The organism is Pseudomonas sp. Soil_N_39, from assembly GCF_057655955.1.
Genome location: NZ_JBDGLI010000010.1, coordinates 218,626 through 242,707 on the forward strand (window position 1 = coordinate 218,626; position 24,082 = coordinate 242,707).

Consider the following 24,082-nt stretch of genomic DNA (forward strand, 5'->3'; position numbering starts at 1 on the left):
GGATAGTCGCCGGTCGCTCCTGCCGCGTGGAGGTTGGGAGGGGCCAAGGGGCGACTGCGCATTGACGCTGCTGAGGTGCGACCAATGTGCAAAGGCGGTGGTTCACCTTGGCAGTTAATATGGTACTTCACCGGCCAGCTGTTGCCGCAGATGTGTATGGCTGTCATTGGAAGTCCGTTATGCAAAGCGCCTATACCGTCCTGATCCTGTTGATGTTGGTGGGCGTGTCGCGCCTGATCGGACGGTTGATCCCGCTGCCGTTGCCCCTGGTGCAGATCGGCGCCGGTGCCTTGCTGGCCTGGCCGTCCCTGGGCCTGCACGTGGCCCTCGATCCTGAGCTGTTCCTGTTTCTCTTCTTGCCACCGCTGCTGTTCTCCGACGGCTGGCGCATGCCCAAGCGCGAGTTATGGCGCCTGCGTGGGCCGATCCTGACGCTGGCGGTGGGGCTGGTGTTATTCACGGTGGTGGGCGCCGGTTATTTCATTCATTGGCTGCTGCCGAGTATCCCGTTGCCGGTGGCCTTTGCCCTGGCCGCGGTGCTGTCGCCGACCGACGCGGTGGCGGTGTCGGCGATTGCCCGTGACCGTCTGCCCGCACCTTTGATGCACATGCTCCAGGGCGAGGCGTTGATGAACGACGCGTCGGGCCTGGTGACGTTCAAGTTCGCCCTGGTGGCGGCGATCACCGGGGTGTTTTCCCTGGCGGGCGCGAGCCTGGCCTTCGTCCTGGTGGCGGTCGGCGGCCTGCTGGTGGGCGTGGCCCTGAGTTGGCTGGTGGGCCGCTTGCGGGCCTGGATGATTGCCCGAGGCTGGGACGATCCGGCCACCCACGTGGTGTTCATGTTGCTGCTACCGTTTGCCGCCTATGTGCTGGCTGAACGATTAGGCGCCTCGGGCATTCTCTCGGCGGTGGCGGCGGGGATGATGCAGAGCTGGCTCGACCTGTTGCCGCGCCAGACCGGTACGCGGCTGCTCAATCGCAGCGTCTGGTCGCTGCTGGAGTTCGCTTTCAACGGCTTGATCTTCCTGCTGCTGGGGCTGCAATTGCCGGACATCATCAAGGCGGCGACCAGTCACGAAACCACCCTGTGGCCGACACTGTTCTACCGTTGCCTGGAGGTGGTGGCGATTTTCCTGGTGTTGCTGGTGCTGCGGTTTGTCTGGGTACAAAGCATCTGGCGGCTGTCCGGGCTGTTACGTCGCTGGCGTGGCGAGAACGAACTGACGTTCGTGCCGACTGCGCGCTCCTGCTGGTTGCTGACCTTCGGCGGCGTGCGCGGGGCGGTGACGCTGGCGGGCGTGCTGTCGGTGCCGTTGCTGCTGGGGGCGGGCGAGGCGTTTCCCGAGCGCGATTTGCTGATCTTCATTGCCGCCGGGGTGATTCTGTTGTCGCTGATCGCGGCTTGCATCGCTTTACCATTGCTGCTGCGGGGTATCGAGAGGAGCCCTGACGACAAACGTCGCAACGAAGTGCGCGAGGCCTGGCGCAAAACCGCTGAAGCGGCGATCCATGCGTTGGAAGTGGAGGAACCGGCCGAGCTGCCCAGTACACCCGATGCGGCTCAGGCCGCGCTGGCGACCGAGGTCAAGGCGCGCTTGATGTCTGAATATCGCCATCAGTTGGAGGTGTTCAACGACTCCGCCGAAGCCCAGGCGCTGGCGTTCGAAATGGACCTGCTGGAACGCCGGCTGCGCTTGAAGGCCTATCGGGCGCAGCGGCTGGAGTTGTATCGCCTTAGCCGTCATCACCAGATTGGGGATGATGTGCTGCGAGAGGTGCTGGGGGAGTTGGATCTGGCGGAGGCGAATTTGGGGTTGGGTAAATAGCAGTCATGGCGCAAAGCCAATTGTGGCGAGGGGATTTATCCCCGTTGGACTGCGCAGCAGTCCCAACGCAGTCAATTCAAGCTGTCTGACACAGCGCGTTGTTAGCTTTGAGGGCTGCTTCGCAGCCCCGCGGGGATAAATCCCCTCGCCACAGGATAGATCACCACCACTTTGCGGATCTTCGGCATTTCAGACGCAACAAAGCCCGGTGTGCCTTGTTCTCATAGCAAGTAAAGCCACCCGAAGGCGGCTTCAATCGACACGCAGTTGAGCTTGCTCCGCCCCGTCTGCGTGGCTGGGTCAATCCTGAGAGGGACCCAGACTCCTGCCAGCTTTCGCTGGTGACGGGGGCGATCATGGCTACTGGTATTAGCAAATTCAAGCCAGCTTGGTTCTTGAAACAGGGCTGCATGAGATTTGTTGAAGTGTTAAACCCGTAAAATCAATGGCTTGCTTTAGGGGGCGCGTTTTATTTCTTTGTCTTGTCTGAGCAAGCGATTGTGGTCTGTCAGACGCACCGAAGTTTCCGACAGGTTTTTAAGGTTGTCCGTCGGAAGCGAGGGCTCTAGCCTCTGGGTGTCGCTGCCAATTCAGCGACCGGACGTGAGAATCCGAATACCCACTATGCGCATAAGCGCCCGCCATATAAAGTGCAGGCGCGTTTCGTCCATACATCATGTTATGGCGGCTGTGCGCGGGCATGTTTCGACATGGCCGGGTATTTAGTGGGTGTTTGACCCGGATTCTCACCCCGCGTACGGCTGCCACTCTCTAGTCCGTGAGAAGGCTTTGTGGCGGCTCCAACACCCAAGGAGCATCCAAATGATCAAAGAAACTCCAAACCCACCAAAACCAGCCTCCACTTTTCCCTACGGCGACTATGCACCCGAAAAGCTGCAAGAGGCAGCCGACCGTGTGTTGGATCAATATCTCAAGCCTGATGACGACAGCAAGTCAGAACCCAAACCCTCAGTACAGCTATTCACTGTGGCTGACGGTATCGACACGGAAGTATTGCTGGCCAACCTCAGCGAAACCCTGGCGTCTGCCAATGCAATGCTCAACGACCTTGCCTTCGATCAGGATGGCTCGCGACGGCATGTCGCATTGGGAGTGGCCCAGATGATTGAGTTGGGGATGTTGTTGGCGAACAAGTGCCTGGATCGGGTAGAGCTTCGGACTTGATGCAATAAATGCCGGCCTCATCGCGAGCAAGCTTTGCTCCCACAGGATCCGGTATCGATATGGATCGTTCCCACGCAGAGCGTGGGAACGATCCAACGGAATACATCAGGCAGATTGAGTTGACTGCTTGGGGCTGCTAAGCAGCCCAGCGGGAGCAAGCTCCCTCGCCACAACAGCGCTTAGGCGTGAGCCTCTTCCTGCTCAGGCACCAACCGTACTTCCACCCTCTGGCCCAACGCACGAGCTGCGCTGGCAAGCGTTGCCAGCGTCATTCCCGCATCGTCCTGATCCAGCGCACGATCAACTGCAGTGCGACTGGTGTGCATCCGCTGTGCCAAGGCTTTTTTGGTCACTTTCTGAAGCTTCATTGCTTCGGCAATCTGCCAGGCAATAACGCGTTTGAGCGCAGCTGCGGAAACTTCTTCGGCGATACCTTGCTCGGCGAGGAAGTCGTCAAAATCAGATCCGATGTGCTTGTTCATTTGCTGTGCCTCATAGTCTTGCTTTGCGCTGCTTGGCGGTTGCCATGTCGGTGGTTGGCGTTTTTTGACTTTTCTTTATGAAAGCGTGGAGTAGAACCATGTCAGAGCCCACTACGGTGAAGAGAACGCGGGCGATGGTATCTCCAAGGTCAATCCTGACCTCCCATAGTCCAGTGTCCAGTTTGCGAACCACCGGCATACCTATCGGCCACCCAATCTGAACGGTCTTGATGTCAGTTCCGATCATCCGTCTATGCTCGCGAGGCAGGTCAGTCAGCCATTCGCGAACGGGTTCATTCCCGGCGTCTGTGCGGAAGAAACGTACGTTCAGTATGGGGGTGATATCAACCATGAATGGAGTGTACCGAAATAGGTGCATTGTGCAACCCGGGCGTTACTGGGAATTCGTACAGGGGCTCAGTTGGTCGGTATGGGGGCTGCTGTTGGGGCCCGCTGCGCAGCCCAGCGGGAGCATGCTCCCTCGCCACAACAGCGGTCTACTCAAGTCCTGATGCGGGATTAACCCCGACGTTGGATGAACGCGCGGATCCGCTCCGCCGCTTCCACACATTCAGCCAATGGCGCGACCAAGGCCATGCGCACGCGGCCGGCGCCTGGGTTGACGCCATCCACATCGCGGGACAGGTACGAGCCCGGCACGACGGTCACGTGTTCCTGTTCGAACAGGTCACGGCAGAACGCCGCATCGTCGCCCGCTACGTTCGGCCACAGGTAGAAGCTGCCGTCGGGGCGTTGCACGTCCAGTACCGGGCTGAGGATTTCCTGTACCGCGTCGAACTTCTCCCGATACAGCGCGCGGTTGGCCCGTACGTGTACTTCGTCGTTCCACGCGGCGATGCTCGCCAGTTGGGTCTGCACGGGCATCGCGCAGCCGTGGTAGGTGCGGTACAGCAGGAAACCCTTGAGGATGTCCGCGTCGCCGGCCACGAAACCGGAGCGCAGGCCTGGCAGGTTGGAGCGTTTGGACAGGCTGTGGAACACCACGCAACGCTTGAAGTCCTTGCGACCGAGTTCGACGCAGGCGCTGAGCAGCCCCGGCGGCGGGGTTTGTTCGTCGAAGTAGAGTTCGCTGTAGCACTCATCCGCGGCGATGACAAAGTCATATTCGTCAGCCAGGGCGATGAGTTTCTTCAGCACATCCACCGGGATCAGCGCACCGGTCGGGTTGCCCGGAGAGCACAGGAACAAGATCTGGCAGCGTTTCCAGATGTCTGGCGATACCGCATCGAAATCCGGGTTGAAGCCGTTTTCGTCCAGGCACGGCAGGTAGTGCGGCTTGGCCCCGGCCAGGAACGCCGCGCCTTCGTAGATCTGATAGAACGGGTTCGGGCTGACCACCAGGGCGTCGTCGCCCCGGTTGACCACGGTCTGGGTGAAGGCGAACAAGGCTTCACGGGTGCCGTTGACCGGCAACACATGGCGCGCCGGGTCCAGCCACCCGTTCGGCACGCTGAAGCGGCGTTCGCACCAGCCGGCGATGGCTTCACGCAATTCCGGGATACCGAGGGTGGTCGGGTACACGGCCATTTTTTCCAGATTGCTGGCCAGGGCCTCAGCCACGAAGCTGGGTGAGCGATGCTTGGGTTCGCCGATGGACAGCGCGATCGGGCGTTTGTCGGGGTTGGGCGTGACGCTGCCGAGCAAGGCGCGGAGCTTTTCGAACGGGTAGGGCTGCAACTGGTTCAGGGCGTTGTTCATCGGGGGCCTCGTCAATGTGGGCGCGGTCCTTGTGGGAGCGAGCTTGCTCGCGATAGCGGTGGGTCAGCAGAATCGATGCCGGATGTTCCGTCGCTATCGCGAGCAAGCTCGCTCCCACAGGGGGCGTTGATTCAGATATTGATACGCGTCAGGTTGGCATCAGCTTCCTGGTTAACGCTCAGGTGCCGGACGATGGCTTCCTGCAGGCGGCTGCACAGTTGCGGATCGGACAGCGGCTGGTTGTGAGCGTCGGTGATGAAAAATACGTCTTCTACCCGCTCGCCGAGGGTGGCGATCTTGGCGTTTTGCAGCGACAGGTCGAACTCCAGGAAGATATGCCCGACCCGCGCCAGCAGGCCCGGGCGGTCCGGGGCGCTGAGTTCCAGCACGGTGACCTGGCGCTGGGCGTCGTTGTGGATCGTCACCTGGGGCGCGAAGGCGAAGTGCTTGAGCTGGCGCGGCACCCGGCGCTGGATGATGGTCGGGTAGTCCGCCGGGTTGCGCAGGGCTTCGGTCAAACCATCGCGAATCTGCTTGACCCGCGCCGGGTTGTCGCCAATCGAGTCGCCGTCGGTGTCGAGCACGATGTAGGTGTCGAGGGTGAACTGGCTGCTGGAGGTAATGACCCGGGCGTCATGGATGTTGAGGTTGAGCTGGTCCATCGCCGCCACGGTCACGGCGAAGAAGTCGTGCTGGTCCGGGGCGTAGATGAAGATCTGCGTGCCGCCCTCGAACTCGCGCTGGGTGGTTTCCTTGATCAGCACCAGCGGCCCGCCATCGGCCGGTTGCTGCAGGATCGCGTCGCTGTGCCAGGCCACGTCGCCGGCGGTGTGGCGCAGGAAATAGTCATCGCCCAATTGCGACCAGAGCTGCTCGACATCGTCCGGATCGGTGCCGCCGCGCACCAGGATGTCCAGGGCGGCGCTTTGGGTGCGGCGGATCTGCTCTTCGCGGTCCACCGGGTTTTCCAGGCCACGGCGCAAGGCGCGCTTGGTCTCGGTGTAGAGCTGGCGCAACAGGCTGGCGCGCCAGGAGTTCCACAGGCTCGGGTTAGTCGCGTTGATGTCGGCCACGGTTAGCACGTAGAGGTAATCCAGGCGCGTTTCATCGCCGACGATCTGGGCGAAGTCGTGGATCACCTGCGGATCGGACAAGTCCTTGCGCTGTGCGGTGGTGGACATCACCAAGTGGTTCTGCACCAGCCAGACGATCAGCCGGCTGTCCCACACGGGCAGTTGATGGCGCTGGCAGAACGCCTCGGCATCCACTGCGCCGATCTCGGAGTGATCGCCCTGGCGGCCCTTGCCGATGTCGTGGTACAGCCCGGCCATGTAGATCAGCTCAGGCTTGGGCAGCTTGCCCATGAGCTTGCTGGCCAGCGGGAATTTTTCCGACACCTGAGTGTACTGCAGCTTACGCAGGTGCTTGATCAGGTTCAGGGTGTGGGCATCGACCGTATAGATGTGGAACAGGTCGTGCTGCATCTGTCCGACGATGAAGCCGAACTCCGGCAAGTAGCGTCCGAGGATCCCGTAGCGGTTCATCCGGCGCAGGTTGCGGTGCACGCCGATCTTGCACTTGAACAACTCGATGAAGAGGCTGGTGTTGCGGATATCGTGACGGAAATCTTCATCGATCAGGTGACGGTTTTCCCGCAGCAGGCGGATGGTATCGGCGCGTACGCCCTTGATTTCCGGTTGTTGGGCCATGAGCACGAAAATTTCCAACATGGCGAAGGGCGTGCGGCGGAAAACGTTGGCGTTGCGCGCTTCGATGTAGCCGTCGTGCAGTTGGAAGCGCGAGTTGATCGGCAGCGGTGGTTCTTCGTCTTCGGGGGCGAGGATGACTTCCTCGAAGTGCTGGATGATCAGTTCGCTGAGCTGGGCGATGCTCATCACCACGCGGTAGTACTGTTGCATGAAGTTTTCGATGGACTGCTTGGCATCCTGCCCCTCGAAACCCAACAGGCCGGCGATGGAGCGCTGGTGATCGAACAACAGGCGGTCCTCGGAGCGCCCGGCCAGCATGTGCAGGGCGTAGCGGACCTTCCACAGGAATTCCTGGGACGAGGCCAGCAAGGCGTTTTCGCTTTCCACCAGGAAACCTTCACCGGCCAGGGCACGCAGGTTCAGCGTGCCGTACTGGCGGCGGGCGACCCACAGGATCGTCTGGATGTCCCGCAGCCCGCCGGGCGAACCCTTGACGTTGGGCTCCAGGTTGTACTCGGTGTCGTTGTACTTGTGGTGACGGGCCTTCTGCTCGGCGTGCTTGGCCAGGAAAAAGTCCTTGCTCGGCCACATGTGCGCCGTGCTGGTGACATCGAGCATGCGCTGGCGCAGGTGCTCGGGGCCGGCAATGGTGCGGCTTTCCATCAGGTTGGTGATCACCGTCAGGTCGGCGCGGGCCTCGTCGGCGCATTCCTGCACCGAGCGCACGCTCTGACCGACTTCCAGGCCGATGTCCCACAGCAGCGTCAGGAAGCGCTCGATGGAGTCGCGGAAAACCTCGTGATCGGCGCTGTCCAGCAAGATCAGCAGGTCGATGTCGGAGTAGGGGTGCAGCTCACCGCGCCCATAGCCGCCCACCGCCACGAGGGCGATGTCGGCGTCTTCACTCCAATCGAACTGCTCCCAGGCCTTTTGCAGGATGTTATCGACGAACCAGGCGCGGTCCTCGATCAACCGACGGATATCCCGGCCGCTGCGAAAGCGCTGGTCGAGCACTTCGTGGGCCTGGCGGATCGCCTTCTTGAACGCCGAGATGGGGCTTGCCTTCAGGGCCAGTTCAGCCTGGAACTGGCCGCGGTCGAAGAGTTCGGGATCCACCTGCGGCATTGAATGGCTTTCCTTTCTATCTATATCTATCGGATCTATAGGCTGGGTTCGGATCAGGCGGAAACACGCGCGATGGTGTCATCGCTGCGCAGGGTGAAGATTTCGTAGCCGGTCTCAGTGACCAGCAGGGTGTGTTCCCACTGGGCCGACAGCTTGCGGTCCTTGGTGATGGCGGTCCAGCCGTCGCCCAGCACCTTGGTGTCGGCGCGGCCCTGGTTGATCATCGGCTCGATGGTGAAGGTCATGCCCGCTTGCAGTTCCATGCCGGTGCCGGCACGGCCGTAGTGCAGGATCTGCGGTTCTTCGTGGAACACCTTGCCGATGCCGTGGCCACAGAACTCGCGCACCACCGAGAAGCCGTTCTTCTGCGCGTGCTTCTGGATCACTTCGCCGATGTCCCCCAGGCGGCAGCCCGGTTTCACCAGCTCGATGGCCATGTACATGCATTCCTGGGTGACCTTGGACAGGCGCTGGGCCCACTCCGGCACGTTGCCGACGTGGAACATGCGGCTGGTGTCGCCGTGATAGCCGTCCTTGATGACGGTGACGTCGATGTTCAGGGTGTCGCCATCCTTCAACGGTTTTTCGTTGGGGATGCCGTGGCAGACCACGTGGTTGATCGAGGTGCAGATCGACTTCGGGAAGCCTTTGTAGTTGAGTGGGGCCGGGATGGCCTTCTGCTCATTGACGATGTAGTCGTGGCAGATGCGATCCAGCTCTTCGGTGGTCACGCCGGGCTTGACGTAGTCGGCGATCATCTCGAGCACTTCGGCGGCGAGTTTGCCGGCGACACGCATTTTAGCGATGTCCTCGGGGGTCTTGAGGGTAACGGTCATACAGGCTCTCTCTGCGCTCGACGGCGCTGTTCAAAGCGAAATAGGCGGCGGAGGATGCTCCGAACGGCCCTGAAAGAGGCGATTCTAACAGACGATCAGTACAAAGAACCCTCCAGCCTGGAACTCTGTGGCGTGGGGCGCGAGTGGGAGCAAGGCTTGCTCGCGACCCAGGCGACTCGATTTCTGAAGGGCCGCATCGCCTTCGTCGCGGGCAAGCCTTGCTCCCACCATCCACCCACTACAGGGGATTTCAGAATCCGTGTTCCGTTTTCGCCCTTGCTGTGGTATAAAATGCGCCGCTTTCCGGGGATGACCCCGTAAGCTTAAATCCACACACGTGTCGACACGATGACCTGGGTGCCTCGGCTTATATAAGCCGCTGGTTGGTCATTGGGATACGTGGAGGCCAAACCCGACTTATCAAGGAACTATCATGTCCCAAGTCAACATGCGCGATATGCTGAAGGCCGGTGTGCACTTCGGTCACCAGACCCGTTACTGGAACCCGAAAATGGGCAAGTACATTTTCGGCGCGCGTAACAAGATCCACATCATCAACCTTGAAAAAACCCTGCCAATGTTCAACGAGGCACTGACCTTCGTAGAGCGCCTGGCCCAGGGCAAAAACAAGATTCTGTTCGTCGGCACCAAGCGTTCCGCTGGCAAGATCGTTGCTGAAGAAGCAGCACGTTGCGGTTCGCCGTACGTCGATCACCGCTGGTTGGGCGGCATGCTGACCAACTTCAAGACCATTCGCGCTTCCATCAAGCGTCTGCGTGACCTTGAAGTTCAGTCCGAAGACGGTACTTTCGCCAAGCTGACCAAGAAAGAAGCGCTGATGCGCACTCGCGATCTTGAGAAGCTGGACCGCTCCCTGGGCGGTATCAAGGACATGGGCGGTCTGCCTGACGCACTGTTCGTGATCGACGTTGACCACGAGCGCATCGCGATCACCGAAGCCAACAAGCTGGGTATCCCGGTCATCGGCGTTGTCGATACCAACAGCAGCCCGGAAGGCGTTGACTACATCATCCCAGGTAACGATGACGCCATCCGCGCCATCCAGCTGTACATGGGTTCGATGGCTGACGCTGTGATCCGTGGTCGCAACAATGTTAACGGCGGCACCGAAGTCTTCGCTGAAGAAGCTCCGGCAGCAGCCGCTGAGTAATCGACGCCCCTGGCGTTGACTCAGTAAGCAAAAAGGGGGCTTGGCCCCCTTTTTGCCACCTCGAAAACCATTTGCCGCCGGCGCAGTGACCTGTTTGTAACCTGCCGCGGCCTATAAGCAGTGGTTTTCCAGGAAGAATTGATCGCCCGTTCGATCGGGTGGAATGGTTGAAAACCTATCCAAGAGGATTTTGAAATGGCAGAGATTACTGCAGCGTTGGTCAAAGAACTGCGCGAGCGTACCGGCGAAGGCATGATGGACTGCAAGAAAGCCTTGACCAAGGCTGGCGGCGACATCGAGAAAGCCATTGATGACATGCGTGCTTCGGGCGCCATCAAGGCTGCCAAGAAAGCCGGCAACATTGCCGCTGAAGGCGCGATCGGCATCAAGGATGACGGTAAAGCTGCCGTTATCATCGAAGTCAACTCGCAGACCGACTTCCTGGCCCTGCAAGACGACTTCAAGGCATTCGTTGCCGCCAGCGTCGAAAAAGCATTCGCCGACAAACTGACCGACGCAGCTCCGCTGATCGCCGCTCAGGAATCGGCTCGTGAAGCCCTGGTTGCCAAAGTAGGCGAAAACGTCAACATCCGTCGTCTGGTTCGCGTCGAAGGCGATGTTGTCGGTTCTTACCTGCACGGCAACAAGATCGGCGTCGTTGTAGCTCTCAAAGGCGGCAGCGTCGAGCTGGCCAAGGACATCGCGATGCACGTCGCAGCCAGCAACCCTGAGTTCCTGCTGCCGTCGGAAGTTTCCGCTGATGCCATCGAGCGCGAAAAAGCCGTGTTCATGCAGCTCAACGAAGACAAGATCAAAGGCAAGCCTGCCGAAATCGTTGAAAAAATGGTTGCCGGTCGTATCACCAAGTTCCTGGCTGAAGCCAGCCTGGTTGAGCAGGCGTTCGTCAAGAACCCTGAAATCAAGGTCGGCGAACTGGCCAAGAAGGGCGGCGCTGAAATCGTTTCCTTCACTTACTTCAAAGTGGGCGAAGGCATCGAGAAGCCAGTAGACAACTTCGCTGAAGAAGTGGCTGCTCAGCTGGCTGCCAGCAAGCAATAAGACAGTTTTCATAACTGTCGCCCTGAAGAGGCTGCCCGCTTATGCGCGCAGCCTCTTTTCAGATGGGGATGCCGATTTTTATTGGTTTCCTGTCGGAACTGGCTTACAAAGCCCGTGTTCCGATGACGCTGTGTCAGCGTCAAGCTAGAGTGAACGCAGGCTGCAAACAGTCCGCAAAGAATTTTTGAAAATACGCCGCAGGAGAGATTCGCAATGGCTCAGCAGGGCAGTGGTTATCAGGCTCGCTATAAACGCATTCTACTCAAGCTTAGCGGCGAGGCCCTGATGGGCTCGGAAGAGTTCGGGATCGATCCGAAAGTGCTGGATCGCATGGCCCTGGAAGTTGGCCAACTGGTCGGGATCGGCGTTCAGGTCGGCCTGGTCATCGGCGGCGGCAACCTGTTCCGCGGTGCGGCGCTGAGCGCGGCCGGCATGGATCGGGTCACAGGCGACCACATGGGCATGCTGGCCACTGTGATGAACGCCCTGGCTATGCGCGACGCGCTGGAGCGTGCCAATATCTCGGCCATCGTGATGTCGGCCATTTCCATGGTTGGCGTGACCGATCACTACGACCGCCGCAAAGCCATGCGCCACCTCAACGCCAAGGAAGTGGTGATTTTTGCCGCCGGTACCGGTAATCCGTTCTTCACCACGGATTCGGCTGCCTGCCTGCGAGCGATCGAGATCGATGCCGATGTCGTGCTCAAGGCAACCAAGGTCGATGGCGTCTATACCGCTGACCCGTTCAAGGACCCGCATGCCGAGAAGTTCGATCATCTGACCTACGATGAAGTGCTGGATCGCAAGCTGGGTGTCATGGACCTGACGGCTATCTGCCTGTGCCGCGACCACAAGATGCCGCTGCGCGTCTTTAACATGAACAAGCCTGGCGCCCTGCTGAATATCGTCCATGGCGGCGCCGAAGGAACACTGATCGAGGAAGCTCAACAATGATCAACGAAATCAAGAAAGACGCTGAACAGCGCATGCAGAAATCCCTGGAGTCCCTGGCACACAACTTCGGTCGCATCCGCACCGGCCAGGCGCACCCGAGCATCCTCGAGGGCGTGATGGTGCCGTACTACGGTTCCGATACCCCGATCAAGCAAGTGGCCAACATCACCGTCAAGGACGCGCGTACCCTGCAGGTCGTGGCCTTCGAGCGCAACATGTTGGGCGCGGTCGACAAGGCTATCGGCAGTGCCGGCCTGAACCTGAACCCGACCAACCTGGGTGAGCTGCTGCTGATCTCCATGCCGGCCCTGACTGAGGAAACCCGTAAGGGCTTCACCAAGCAGGCGCGTGATGTGGCTGAAGACGCTCGTGTTGCCGTGCGCAACATCCGCCGTGATGCCAACAGCCAGCTCAAGGACCTGGTCAAGGAAAAGGAAATCAGCGAAGACGAAGAGCGTCGCGCCACTGGCGAGATCGACGACCTGACCAAGAAGTATGTGGCTAAGATCGATGCGGATTTGGCGCAGAAAGAAAAAGACCTGATGGCCGTATAAGGGTCTCGTTTTCATGGAAAAGACCAAGCAGGCCGTGCCGTTTGCGGTGCCGCGCCATGTGGCGATCATCATGGATGGCAACAACCGTTGGGCCAAGAAGCGCTTTATGCCTGGCGTCGCCGGGCACAAGGCGGGGGTCGATGCGGTTCGTGCGGTCATTGAGGTGTGCGCCGAGGCGGGGGTCGAGGTGCTGACTCTGTTCGCCTTCTCTAGCGAGAACTGGCAGCGCCCGGCCGATGAAGTCAGCGCCTTGATGGACCTGTTCCTCAAGGCTCTGCGTCGTGAGGCCAAGCGCCTCAATGACAACAAGATCAGCTTGCGCATCATCGGCGATCGCTCGCGCTTCCATCCTGAATTGCAGGCTGCGATGCGCGAAGCCGAGGCCGCGACGGCGGGTGCCAATCGGTTCGTCCTGCAAATCGCCGCCAACTACGGTGGCCAGTGGGACATTGCCCAGGCCGCCCAGCGCCTGGCGCGGGAAGTCCAGGCCGGGCACTTGCGCCCGGAAGACATCACTCCTGAGCTGTTGCAGACCTGCCTGGCGACCGGCGACCTGCCGGTGCCGGACCTGTGCATCCGTACCGGTGGCGAGCATCGCATCAGCAACTTCCTGCTCTGGCAGTTGGCGTATGCCGAGCTGTACTTCTCCGACCTGTTCTGGCCGGACTTCAAACACGAAGCCATGCGCACCGCACTGGCCGATTTCGCTTCCCGTCAGCGTCGCTTCGGTAAAACGAGCGAGCAGATCGAAGCTGGAGCCCGGGTTTAATGCTTAAACAACGAATCATCACTGCTTTGATCCTGTTGCCCATCGCCCTGGGTGGTTTCTTCCTGCTCAAAGGCGCCAGTTTCGCGCTGTTCATCGGACTGGTCGTGACTCTGGGGGCGTGGGAGTGGGCGCGGTTGGCGGGTTTTCCTGCGCAGTCGGCGCGCGTGGCCTACGCAGCGGCCGTGGCGGCCATGCTGTTCATCATGTACGTGGTGCCTGGCCTCGCGCCTTGGGTGCTCGGTGCCGCGGTGCTGTGGTGGGCGACGGCGACCTTCCTGGTCCTGACCTATCCGCAGACTACGCATCACTGGGCCAACACGGCGACCAAGCTGGTCATCGGCCTGTTGATCCTGCTGCCGGCCTGGCAGGGGCTGATCTGGATCAAGCAAGGCCCACTGGGTAACTGGCAGATCATGGCTGTGATGGTGCTGGTCTGGGGGGCCGACGTCGGCGCCTATTTTTCCGGTAAGGCCTTCGGCAAGCGCAAGCTCGCGCCGAAAGTCAGCCCTGGCAAGAGTTGGGAAGGGGTCTATGGCGGTTTGGCCCTGAGCCTGGTGATCACCACCGTGGTCGGTTTCGTGCGCGACTGGACGGTCGCGCAGCTGTTCATGGGGCTTTTGGGCGCCGCCTTGATCGTATTCGTGTCCGTCGTCGGCGACCTGACCGAAAGCATGTTCAAGCGTCAATCCGGGATCAAGGACAGCAGTAACCTGTTGCCCGGTCACGGTGGCGTGCTGGATCGCATCGACAGCCTGACTGCCGCGATCCCGATCTTTGCCGTGCTGTTGTGGATGGCGGCACCGTGAGTCGCCCCCAGCAGATCACTGTCCTTGGCGCGACCGGTTCGATTGGCCTGAGTACGCTTGACGTCATTGGCCGGCATCCGGAGCGCTACCAGGTGTTCGCCCTCAGTGGCTTCACGCGCTTGAGTGAGTTGCTGGCGTTGTGCAAACGCCACACGCCGCGGTTTGCCGTGGTGCCCGAGGCAGGCGTGGCGCGGGCGTTGCAGGATGATCTGCGCGCTGCCGGCCTGCAAACCCGTGTGCTGGTGGGGGAGGAGGGGCTCTGCCAAGTGGCTGCCGACCCTGAAGTCGACGCCGTGATGGCGGCGATTGTCGGTGCAGCGGGCCTGCGTCCGACCCTCGCGGCGGTGGAGGCCGGCAAGAAGATCCTGCTGGCCAATAAAGAGGCGCTGGTGATGTCCGGCGCGTTATTTATGCAGGCGGTACGCAAGAGCGGCTCGGTGTTGCTGCCCATCGACAGCGAGCACAATGCGATTTTTCAATGCATGCCGCAGGATTTTTCCCGTGGTCTCGGCGCGGTAGGCGTTCGACGGATTTTGCTGACAGCCTCCGGTGGCCCGTTCCGGCAGACGCCGTTGGAAGAATTGGTGCATGTTTCACCCGAACAGGCCTGTGCACATCCGAACTGGTCCATGGGGCGCAAGATTTCCGTGGATTCGGCCAGCATGATGAACAAGGGCCTGGAACTGATCGAGGCCTGCTGGCTGTTCGATGCCAAGCCGTCGCAGGTCGAGGTGGTGATTCACCCCCAGAGCGTGATTCACTCCCTGGTGGACTACGTCGACGGTTCGGTGCTGGCTCAGTTGGGCAACCCGGACATGCGCACCCCGATCGCCAATGCCCTGGCCTGGCCGGAGCGTATCGACTCGGGCGTTGCACCACTGGACCTGTTCGCCATCGCTCGTTTGGATTTCCAGGCGCCCGATGAACAGCGCTTCCCCTGCCTGCGCCTGGCGCGCCAGGCGGCCGAGGCGGGCAACAGCGCACCGGCCATGCTTAATGCTGCCAATGAAGTGGCAGTTGCTGCGTTTCTCGATGGACGTGTCCGTTACCTCGAGATCGCGAGTATCATCGAGGAAGTCTTGAATCTCGAGGCCGTGGTTTCGGTCGATGACCTCGATACAGTATTTACGGCGGATGCCAGGGCCCGTGAGTTGGCGGGCCAATGGCTGCAGCGCCACGGGCGTTGAAGCTGCGATACGTTAGCCAGGGTTGCCCTGGACAGGATTGCGGAGAAAACAGATGAGCGCGCTCTATATGATTGTCGGCACCCTGGTTGCCTTGGGGGTGTTGGTCACTTTTCACGAATTCGGTCATTTCTGGGTTGCGCGTCGCTGTGGCGTCAAGGTCCTGCGTTTTTCCGTGGGCTTTGGCATGCCTCTGCTGCGTTGGCACGACAAGAAAGGCACGGAGTTCGTCGTGGCGGCCATCCCATTGGGCGGCTACGTCAAGATGCTCGACGAGCGCGAAGGCGAAGTGCCGGCCGATCAGCTCGATCAATCCTTCAATCGCAAGACCGTCCGTCAGCGTATCGCCATCGTCGCGGCGGGGCCGATTGCCAACTTCCTGCTGGCCATGGTGTTTTTCTGGGGCCTGGCCATGCTGGGTAGCGAGCAGGTGCGTCCGGTCATCGGTGGGGTAGAGGCCGGTAGCGTCGCCGCCCGTGCCGGGCTGGGTGCCGGGCAGGAAATCGTTGCCATCGATGGGGAGCCGACATCGGGCTGGGCGGCGGTCAACCTGCAACTGGTGCGTCGCCTGGGTGAGAGCGGTTCGTTGCAATTGATGGTGCGCGAGCAGGGTTCCACGGTGGATTCGCCTCGCGAACTGATCCTGGACAACTGGCTCAAGGGCGCCGACGAGCCGGATCCGATCCGTTCCCTGGGGATCAAGCCATGGCGTCCGGCCTTGCCGCCGATACTCGCCGAACTCGACCCGAAAGGCCCGGCCCAGGCTGCCGGCCTGAAGACCGGCGATCGGTTGCTGGCACTCGACGGCCAGCCGGTCAGCGACTGGCAGCAGGTGGTCGATTCGGTTCGTGTGCGTCCTGATACCAAAATTGTGCTGCGCGTCGAGCGCGACGGTGCTCCAATCGACGTCCCGGTGACCCTGGCCGCTCGTGGCGAGAGCAAGGCGCCGACCGGTTACCTGGGGGCGGGCGTCAAGGCGATCGACTGGCCACCGGAAATGATCCGCGAGGTCAGTTTCGGCCCTGTGGCGGCGATTGGCGAGGGTGCGCGTCGTACCTGGACCATGAGCATCCTGACGCTGGACTCGCTCAAGAAAATGTTGTTCGGTGAGCTCTCGGTAAAAAACTTGAGTGGACCGATAACCATTGCTAAAGTGGCGGGCGCTTCTGCCCAGTCGGGCGTCGCTGATTTCCTGAATTTCCTTGCTTATCTGAGCATTAGCCTGGGGGTTCTGAATTTGCTGCCCATTCCGGTACTGGATGGGGGGCATCTGCTGTTTTATCTGATCGAGTGGGCGCGTGGTCGTCCCTTGTCGGATCGGGTGCAAGGTTGGGGGATACAGATCGGTATCAGCTTGGTGGTCGGGGTCATGTTGCTTGCCCTCGTCAACGATCTGGGTCGTCTGTAACGCTTCGCTGAATTGCGAATCTGCCGCATTCTGCGGCAGTTTGTTTATTGCCAGTTGGAATAAGAAAGGACTTCATGAAACGTCTGCTGCTAACTGCGGTTCTCACCGTATTGATGATCGCCGAAGTTCACGCCGAGTCCTTCACTATCTCTGATATTCGCGTCAATGGCCTCCAGCGGGTCTCCGCGGGTAGCGTCTTTGGTGCCTTGCCGTTGAACGTCGGCGAGCAGGCGGATGATCGGCGCCTGGTGGAATCCACGCGTGCGCTGTTCAAGACCGGCTTCTTTCAAGATATCCAGCTGGGCCGTGACGGCAATGTCCTGGTCATCACGGTAGTCGAGCGCCCGTCGGTCGCCAGTATCGAGATCGAAGGCAACAAGGCGATCTCCACTGAAGACCTGATGAAGGGCCTCAAGCAATCCGGCCTGGCCGAAGGCGAGATCTTCCAGCGCGCCACTCTCGAAGGTGTGCGTAACGAGCTGCAGCGCCAGTACGTTGCCCAGGGCCGCTACTCGGCCACCGTCGACACCGAAGTGGTGCCGCAGCCGCGCAACCGCGTCGGCCTGAAGGTCAACATCAACGAAGGTACCGTGGCGGCCATCCAGCACATCAACGTGGTGGGCAACACGGTTTTCCCTGACGAAGACCTGATCGACCTGTTCGAACTCAAGACCACCAACTGGCTGTCGTTCTTCAAGAACGACGACAAGTACGCCCGTGAAAAACTTTCCGGTGACTTGGAGCGCCTGCGTTCCTACTACCTGGACCGTGGCTACATCAACATGGACATCGCTTCGACCCAGGTGTCCATCACCCCGGACAAGAAGCACGTCTACATTACTGTGAACGTCAACGAAGGCGAGAAGTACACCGTTCGTGACGTCAAGCTCAGCGGTGACCTGAAGGTCCCTGAGGACCAGGTCAAGTCGCTGCTGCTGGTACAGAAGGGCCAGGTGTTCTCGCGCAAGCTGATGACCACCACGTCCGAGCTGATCACCCGTCGCCTGGGTAACGAGGGTTACACCTTCGCCAACGTCAACGGCGTGCCGCAGCCGCATGATGAAGACCACACCGTCGACATCACTTTCGCCGTGGACCCGGGCAAGCGTGCCTACGTCAACCGCATCAACTTCCGTGGCAACACCAAGTCCGAGGACGAAGTGCTGCGCCGTGAAATGCGTCAGATGGAAGGTGGCTGGGCGTCGACCTACCTGATCGACCAGTCCAAGACCCGCCTGGAGCGCCTGGGCTTCTTCAAGGAAGTCAACGTCGAGACACCGGCCGTGCCGGGCGTCGATGACCAGGTCGATGTGAACTACAGCGTCGAAGAGCAGGCTTCCGGCTCGATCACCGCCAGCGTCGGTTTCGCCCAGAGCGCCGGCCTGATCCTCGGTGGTTCGATCACCCAGAACAACTTCCTGGGTACCGGTAACAAGGTCAGCATCGGCTTGACCCGCAGCGAATACCAGACACGCTACAACTTCGGCTTCGTGGACCCCTACTGGACCGCGGACGGTGTGAGCCTGGGCTACAACGCCTTCTACCGCACCACCGACTATGACGAGCTCGATTCCGATGTCTCCAGCTATGCAGTAGACAGCTTGGGTGCTGGCGTCAACGTGGGTTATCCAATCAGCGAGACTTCGCGACTCACATTCGGTCTCACCGCCCAGCAGGACGAAATCAGCACTGGCCGCTATACCGTTGATGAGATCTTCGATTTCGTCGAGAAGGAAGGCGATAAGTACCTGAACTTCAAGGCCTCTGCCGGTTGGTCCGAGTCGACCTTGAACAAGGGTGTGTTGGCAACTCGTGGCCATTCCCAGAGCCTGGTATTGGAAACGACTACCCCTGGCAGTGACCTCTCGTTCTTCAAGCTCGACTACCGCGGCCAGCTGTTCCAGCCGCTGACTGACAACTACACCATGCGCCTGCATACCGAACTGGGCTTTGGTGATGGCTACGGCTCGACCGATGGCCTGCCGTTCTACGAGAACTACTACGCCGGTGGTTTCAACTCGGTGCGTGGTTTCAAGGACAGTACCTTGGGCCCGCGCAGTACGCCAAGCCGTGGTGAATCTGTCACGGGTAACAAAGGCACATTGGCGGACCCGGACCAGGATCCACTGCCATTCGGTGGTAATGTCCTGATACAAGGTGGTGTCGAGGTGTTGTTTCCAATGCCGTTCGTCAAGGATCAGCGCTCCCTGCGTACTTCGGTATTCTGGGACGTGGGTAACGTATTCGACTCCAGTTGCGATAACGCCAAGAATACCAACGGCTCTTCGTCCAAAGCCGAATGTAACGACATCAGTCTGAGCAACCTGGCCAGTTCCGTGGGTGTGGGCGTGACCTGGGTCACCGCGCTGGGTCCTTTGAGCTTCGCGTTGGCGATGCCGATCAAGAAACCGGATGACGCTGAAACCCAAGTGTTCCAATTCTCCCTCGGCCAGACGTTCTAAGCGTCTGACCCAAGATAACGACAATGGATTTTGTAGGAGTACATCGTGCGTAAGTTGACTCAATTGGTTCTCCTGGCGACCGTACTGGTCGCAGGTCCGGCTTTTGCCGACATGAAGATTGCCGTGCTGAATTATCAGATGGCCCTGCTGGAATCCGACGCGGCGAAGAAATACGCCGTGGATGCGGAGAAGAAATTCGGCCCGCAACTGACCAAGCTCAAGGGCCTGGAAAGCAGCGCCAAGGGCATCCAGGATCGACTGGTCGCCGGTGGCGACAAGATGGCCCAGGGCGAGCGCGAGCGTCTGGAGCTTGAATTCAAGCAAAAGGCCCGTGACTTCCAGTTCCAGTCCAAGGAGTTGAACGAAGCAAAAGCCGTTGCCGACCGTGAAATGCTCAAGCAACTCAAGCCGAAGCTCGACAGCGCCGTGGAAGAAGTCATCAAGAAAGGTGGTTTTGACCTGGTGTTCGAGCGTGGCGCAGTGATCGATGTCAAGCCTCAGTACGACATCACGCGCCAAGTGATCGAGCGCATGAATCAGCTGAAGTAATCCATGACAGCGACTATCAAGCTCGGCCAGTTGGCCGAGTTCCTTGGCGCCACCCTGCGTGGCGACCCGGAGAAGGCAATTACTGGGCTAGCCACTTTGCAAGAGGCTGGCCCAGCTCAGTTGAGCTTTCTGGCAAACCCTCAATACCGCAAGTACCTGGCCGACAGCCGGGCCGCCGCGCTGTTGCTCAAGGCCGCTGATGCCGATGGGTTTGCCGGCGATGCCCTGATCGTGCCCGATCCGTACCTGGCGTATGCCCGCATTTCCCATCTGTTCGATCCCAAGCCGAAATCGGTCGCTGGTATTCATCCCAGCGCAGTGATCGCGGCGGATGCCGTGGTTGACCCTACCGCCAGCATTGGCCCGTTCGTGGTCATCGAAGGCGCGGCCCGAATCGGTGCCGGCGTCACGTTGGGCGCCCATTGCGTCATTGGCGCGCGCAGCGAGATCGGTGAAGGCGGCTGGTTGGCGCCTCGCGTCACCCTGTATCACGATGTACGCATCGGCAAGCGGGTGGTGATCCAGTCCGGCGCGGTGCTGGGCGGCGAAGGGTTCGGTTTTGCCAACGAAAAAGGCATCTGGCAGAAAATCGCCCAGATTGGCGGTGTCACCATTGGCGATGACGTGGAGATTGGCGTCAACACCGCGATCGACCGTGGTGCCCTGGCCGATACGGTCATCGGCAATGGCGTCAAGCTCGACAACCAGATCCAGATCGCCCACAACGTCCAGGTCGGTGACCACACTGCGATGGCCGCCTGCGTGGGCATCTCCGGCAGCACCAAGATCGGCAAGCACTGCATGCTCGCCGGTGGTGTGGGGCTGGTGGGGCATATCGATATCTGTGACAACGTATTCCTGACCGGGATGACCATGGTGACCCACTCGATTACCGAGCCGGGTGCCTATTCTTCCGGCACAGCCATGCAGCCGGCAGCCGAATGGCGCAAGAGCGCGGCGCGTATCCGCCAGCTCGACGACATCGCGCGGCGCCTCAAGCAGGTGGAAAAGCGTGTAGGGGACGTGACCCCTGGCGGTAATGCTTCATCAGATGGCTGATACCATTTCCATATCAAGTGTGCACAGCCGTTAGGGCATCTTGATTTGCTAGCGGAGTGCGCGTCACTCGTGCGCTCCCAATCTTTACATAGGCTTCCCCCCGAAATGATGGACATCAACGAGATTCGCGAATACCTGCCTCACCGTTACCCGTTCCTGCTGGTGGATCGGGTGGTGGACCTGGACGTTGAAGGCAAGCGCATTCGTGCCTATAAGAATGTCAGCATCAATGAGCCGTTCTTCAATGGTCACTTCCCCGCGCATCCAATCATGCCGGGCGTATTGATCATTGAGGCGATGGCCCAGGCTGCCGGGATCCTTGGTTTCAAAATGCTCGACGTAAAGCCTGCCGACGGCACGCTCTATTACTTCGTCGGTTCCGACAAACTGCGCTTCCGCCAGCCGGTCACCCCGGGCGACCAGTTGATCCTCGAAGCCAAGTTCATCAGTTGCAAGCGCCAGATCTGGAAGTTCGAATGCCAGGCTTCGGTCGACGGCAAGCCAGTCTGCTCCGCTGAAATCATCTGTGCGGAACGCAAACTATGAGTTTGATTGACCCTCGCGCAATCATCGATCCGGCGGCCGTCCTGGCCGCCGATGTCGAGGTCGGCCCGTGGTCGATTGTCGGCGCAGGTGTGGAAATCGGCGAGGGTACGGTGATCGGTCCCCACGTAATTCTCAAGGGGCCGACCCGGATTGGGCGGCACAATCGCATCTACCAGTTTTCTTCGGTAGGCGAGGACACGCCCGATCTCAAGTACAAAGGTGAAGAAACCCGTCTGGTCATTGGCGATCACAACGTGATCCGCGAAGGCGTGACGATTCACCGTGGCACCGTCCAGGATCGTTCCGAAACGACCCTGGGCGACCACAACCTGATCATGGCTTACGCACACATCGGCCATGACAGTGTGATTGGCAACCATTGCATCCTGGTCAACAACACCGCGTTGGCCGGCCATGTGCACGTGGACGATTGGGCGATCCTGTCCGGGTTCACCCTGGTGCACCAGTATTGCCATATCGGCGCCCATAGCTTCTCCGGCATGGGCACCGCCATCGGCAAGGACGTCCCGGCCTATGTCACGGTGTTCGGCAACCCGGCCGAAGCCCGCAGCATGAACTTCGAAGGCATGCGCCGTCGTGGTTTCAGCGAAGAGGCGATTACGGCCCTGCGTCGCGCCTACAAGGTGGTATACCGCCAGGGCCTGACGGTCGAGCAGGCGCTCGCCGAATTGGCCGAAGCGTCGGCGCAACACCCGGAAGTCGCGATCTTCCGCGATTCCATCCAGTCTTCGACCCGCGGCATCACTCGCTGACCATGGCTAACGTGCGCGTTGCACTGGTGGCGGGAGAGGCTTCCGGTGACATTCTGGGCGCGGGCCTGATGCGAGCGCTCAAGGCGCAGCACCCCGCGGTGGAATTCATCGGGGTCGGTGGGCCGTTGATGCAGGCCGAAGGCCTGACCTCCTACTTTCCGATGGAGCGCCTGTCGGTGATGGGCCTGGTGGAGGTGCTCGGTCGCCTGCGCGAGCTGCTGGCCCGGCGCAAGAAGCTGATCCAGACCCTGATCGAAGAAAAACCGGATGTGTTCATCGGCATCGATGCGCCGGATTTCACCCTCAATATCGAACTCAAGTTGCGTCAGGCCGGGATCAAGACCGTGCACTACGTCAGCCCGTCGGTCTGGGCCTGGCGGCAGAAGCGGGTGCTGAAGATCCGCGAAGGCTGCGACCTGATGTTGACGCTGCTGCCGTTCGAGGCCAGGTTCTACGAAGAGAAGGGCGTGCCGGTGCGGTTTGTCGGGCACACCCTGGCCGATACCATTCCCCTGGAAGCCGACCGCGAGGCGGCTCGCCAGGCGCTGGGCTTGCCCGATGGGCCGCTGGTGGCCTTGATGCCCGGTAGCCGGGGCGGCGAAGTGAGTCGCCTGGGCGGTCTGTTTTTTGACGCCGCGCAGCGCCTGCGAGCGCTACGCCCCGGTGTACGTTTTGTCCTGCCCTGTGCCAGCCCGCAGCGCCGTATCCAGTTGGAAGCCCTGCTGGTTGGTCGCGATTTGCCGGTGACGTTGCTCGATGGCCGTTCCCATGACGCGTTGGCGGCCTGTGATGCCGTGTTGATTGCTTCCGGCACTGCTACCCTTGAGGCGTTGTTGTACAAACGCCCGATGGTGGTCGCCTATCGCCTGGCGCCGCTGACGTTCTGGATTCTCAAGCGCATGGTCAAGAGCCCCTACGTGTCCTTGCCGAACCTGCTGGCCCAGCGCCTGTTGGTCCCAGAGTTGCTGCAGGACGACGCCACCGCCGAGGCGCTGGCCAACACGCTGTCGCCCTTGATCGACGGCGGCGAGGAGCAGACCCGGGGCTTTGACGAAATCCACCGTACGCTGCGTCGCGATGCCTCCAACCAGGCGGCTGACGCGGTGCTGACCCTGATTGGCGCAAAACCATGAGCAACGTAAAGCTACAGATGGGCCTGGACTTCAACCTGGTCGCTGAAGTGGAAGACCTGGTGGCCGGTGTCGATGAAGTGGGGCGCGGCCCGTTGTGCGGCGCGGTGGTGACGGCGGCGGTGATTCTCGACCCGAACCGGCCGATCCTGGGCCTCAATGATTCGAAGAAGCTCACTGAAGCCCGTCGCGAAAAGCTCTACGACGAAATCTGCGAGAAAGCCCTGAGCTGGTGCATCGCTCGGGCCGAAGTCGAAGAGATCGATGAACTCAATATCCTGCACGCCACCATGCTCGCCATGCAGCGTGCGGTGCAGGGCCTGCACATCACGCCGAAGCTGGCGATGATCGATGGCAATCGCTGCCCGAAACTGTCGATGCGCGCCGAAGCGGTCATCCAGGGCGACGGCAAGGTGCCGGCCATCGCGGCGGCCTCGATCCTGGCGAAGGTCAGCCGTGACCGGGAAATGAGCGCCTTCGAGTTGATCTACCCGGGCTACGGCATCGGCAGCCACAAGGGCTACCCGACCCCCGTGCACCTCGAAGCCCTGGCGCGCCTTGGGCCAACGCCGATCCACAGGCGTTCGTTCGCCCCGGTGCGGCTGGCTTATGAAGCGCGTGATGGCTTGATGGTGAGTAGTCAGATTACGGTTTCTTGATGCAGGCTGTTTGTGGCGAGGGGATTTATCCCCGCTGGGGCGCGAAGCGGCCCGAAAAGTCTGCCTGACACAACGAGCTCTTAAGATCCAAGGGCCGCTTCGCAGCCCAGCGGG

22 protein-coding genes are annotated in these 24,082 nt (G+C 60.5%); 17 read left to right on the plus strand and 5 right to left on the minus strand.

From position 1 onward, the window contains the following. The first annotated feature begins 179 nt into the window (after window positions 1-179). On the plus strand, window positions 180-1,826 hold the full coding sequence (locus tag AC3A5O_RS16860; RefSeq protein WP_122565476.1) for a Na+/H+ antiporter: 1,647 nt from the start codon (window positions 180-182) through the stop codon (window positions 1,824-1,826). An 822-nt stretch (window positions 1,827-2,648) separates the two neighbouring features. Beyond that, entirely contained in the window at window positions 2,649-3,011 is a 363-nt protein-coding gene (locus AC3A5O_RS16865; RefSeq protein WP_092442270.1) for a DUF6124 family protein, read from the plus strand. Window positions 3,012-3,190: 179 nt separating this feature from the next. Here AC3A5O_RS16865 and AC3A5O_RS16870 read toward each other — a convergent pair whose 3' ends face one another. The 5 genes from AC3A5O_RS16870 to map all read right to left on the minus strand — a co-directional run bounded on the left by AC3A5O_RS16870 (window position 3,191) and on the right by map (window position 8,882). Continuing rightward, entirely contained in the window at window positions 3,191-3,493 is a 303-nt protein-coding gene (locus AC3A5O_RS16870) for a Fis family transcriptional regulator (protein WP_305469920.1), read from the minus strand. Window positions 3,494-3,503: 10 nt separating this feature from the next. Beyond that, window positions 3,504-3,845, minus strand: a complete 342-nt coding sequence (locus tag AC3A5O_RS16875) for a type II toxin-antitoxin system RelE/ParE family toxin (protein WP_305469922.1) — start codon at window positions 3,843-3,845, stop codon at window positions 3,504-3,506. A gap of 167 nt (window positions 3,846-4,012) precedes the next feature. Further along, window positions 4,013-5,212, minus strand: a complete 1,200-nt coding sequence (dapC, locus tag AC3A5O_RS16880) for a succinyldiaminopimelate transaminase (RefSeq protein WP_487753472.1) — start codon at window positions 5,210-5,212, stop codon at window positions 4,013-4,015. 131 nt (window positions 5,213-5,343) lie between these two features. Further along, window positions 5,344-8,046, minus strand: coding sequence for a [protein-PII] uridylyltransferase (locus AC3A5O_RS16885; RefSeq protein WP_305469926.1), 2,703 nt, complete (start codon window positions 8,044-8,046; stop codon window positions 5,344-5,346). A gap of 53 nt (window positions 8,047-8,099) precedes the next feature. Next, window positions 8,100-8,882, minus strand: coding sequence for a type I methionyl aminopeptidase (gene map, locus AC3A5O_RS16890; RefSeq protein ID WP_053118843.1), 783 nt, complete (start codon window positions 8,880-8,882; stop codon window positions 8,100-8,102). Window positions 8,883-9,315: 433 nt separating this feature from the next. Here map and rpsB point away from each other — a divergent pair, with 433 nt between their 5' ends. From rpsB to rnhB, 15 genes are all read left to right on the plus strand, one after another. Further along, window positions 9,316-10,053: a 30S ribosomal protein S2 gene (rpsB, locus tag AC3A5O_RS16895; protein ID WP_003198231.1), complete on the plus strand. Its 738-nt coding sequence runs from the start codon at window positions 9,316-9,318 to the stop codon at window positions 10,051-10,053. A 195-nt stretch (window positions 10,054-10,248) separates the two neighbouring features. Then, entirely contained in the window at window positions 10,249-11,112 is an 864-nt protein-coding gene (gene tsf, locus AC3A5O_RS16900) for a translation elongation factor Ts (protein ID WP_018603730.1), read from the plus strand. Between the two features lie 213 nt (window positions 11,113-11,325). Next, window positions 11,326-12,069: a UMP kinase gene (gene pyrH, locus AC3A5O_RS16905; protein ID WP_003184915.1), complete on the plus strand. Its 744-nt coding sequence runs from the start codon at window positions 11,326-11,328 to the stop codon at window positions 12,067-12,069. Further along, the gene (gene frr / locus AC3A5O_RS16910) at window positions 12,066-12,623 is read left to right on the plus strand and encodes a ribosome recycling factor (protein WP_003198238.1); all 558 of its coding nucleotides are present in this window, start codon (window positions 12,066-12,068) and stop codon (window positions 12,621-12,623) included. The genes pyrH and frr overlap by 4 nt, the downstream gene beginning before the upstream one ends. A gap of 13 nt (window positions 12,624-12,636) precedes the next feature. Continuing rightward, window positions 12,637-13,392 carry a polyprenyl diphosphate synthase gene (uppS, locus tag AC3A5O_RS16915; RefSeq protein ID WP_122565472.1) on the plus strand — a complete coding sequence of 252 codons (756 nt, stop codon included), beginning with the start codon at window positions 12,637-12,639 and terminating at the stop codon, window positions 13,390-13,392. Further along, entirely contained in the window at window positions 13,392-14,198 is an 807-nt protein-coding gene (locus AC3A5O_RS16920; protein ID WP_305482810.1) for a phosphatidate cytidylyltransferase, read from the plus strand. Before uppS ends, AC3A5O_RS16920 begins: the two co-directional genes overlap by 1 nt. After that, the gene (gene ispC / locus AC3A5O_RS16925) at window positions 14,195-15,385 is read left to right on the plus strand and encodes a 1-deoxy-D-xylulose-5-phosphate reductoisomerase (RefSeq protein WP_122565470.1); all 1,191 of its coding nucleotides are present in this window, start codon (window positions 14,195-14,197) and stop codon (window positions 15,383-15,385) included. The genes AC3A5O_RS16920 and ispC overlap by 4 nt, the downstream gene beginning before the upstream one ends. A 52-nt stretch (window positions 15,386-15,437) precedes the next feature. After that, a complete protein-coding gene (gene rseP / locus AC3A5O_RS16930; RefSeq protein WP_122565469.1) occupies window positions 15,438-16,790 on the plus strand; it encodes an RIP metalloprotease RseP in 1,353 nt (450 codons plus the stop codon). A gap of 74 nt (window positions 16,791-16,864) precedes the next feature. Continuing rightward, window positions 16,865-19,252 carry an outer membrane protein assembly factor BamA gene (gene bamA / locus AC3A5O_RS16935; protein WP_122565468.1) on the plus strand — a complete coding sequence of 796 codons (2,388 nt, stop codon included), beginning with the start codon at window positions 16,865-16,867 and terminating at the stop codon, window positions 19,250-19,252. A gap of 45 nt (window positions 19,253-19,297) precedes the next feature. Continuing rightward, entirely contained in the window at window positions 19,298-19,801 is a 504-nt protein-coding gene (locus tag AC3A5O_RS16940) for an OmpH/Skp family outer membrane protein (protein WP_003184901.1), read from the plus strand. 3 nt (window positions 19,802-19,804) lie between these two features. Further along, on the plus strand, window positions 19,805-20,860 hold the full coding sequence (gene lpxD, locus AC3A5O_RS16945; protein WP_305469933.1) for a UDP-3-O-(3-hydroxymyristoyl)glucosamine N-acyltransferase: 1,056 nt from the start codon (window positions 19,805-19,807) through the stop codon (window positions 20,858-20,860). Window positions 20,861-20,965: 105 nt separating this feature from the next. After that, entirely contained in the window at window positions 20,966-21,406 is a 441-nt protein-coding gene (gene fabZ, locus AC3A5O_RS16950) for a 3-hydroxyacyl-ACP dehydratase FabZ (protein ID WP_003184897.1), read from the plus strand. Next, on the plus strand, window positions 21,403-22,179 hold the full coding sequence (lpxA, locus tag AC3A5O_RS16955; RefSeq protein WP_122565466.1) for an acyl-ACP--UDP-N-acetylglucosamine O-acyltransferase: 777 nt from the start codon (window positions 21,403-21,405) through the stop codon (window positions 22,177-22,179). The genes fabZ and lpxA overlap by 4 nt, the downstream gene beginning before the upstream one ends. 2 nt (window positions 22,180-22,181) lie before the next feature. Then, a complete protein-coding gene (lpxB, locus tag AC3A5O_RS16960) occupies window positions 22,182-23,312 on the plus strand; it encodes a lipid-A-disaccharide synthase (RefSeq protein ID WP_305482814.1) in 1,131 nt (376 codons plus the stop codon). Further along, window positions 23,309-23,968 carry a ribonuclease HII gene (rnhB, locus tag AC3A5O_RS16965; RefSeq protein WP_305469935.1) on the plus strand — a complete coding sequence of 220 codons (660 nt, stop codon included), beginning with the start codon at window positions 23,309-23,311 and terminating at the stop codon, window positions 23,966-23,968. Before lpxB ends, rnhB begins: the two co-directional genes overlap by 4 nt. Window positions 23,969-24,082 lie beyond the last annotated feature (114 nt).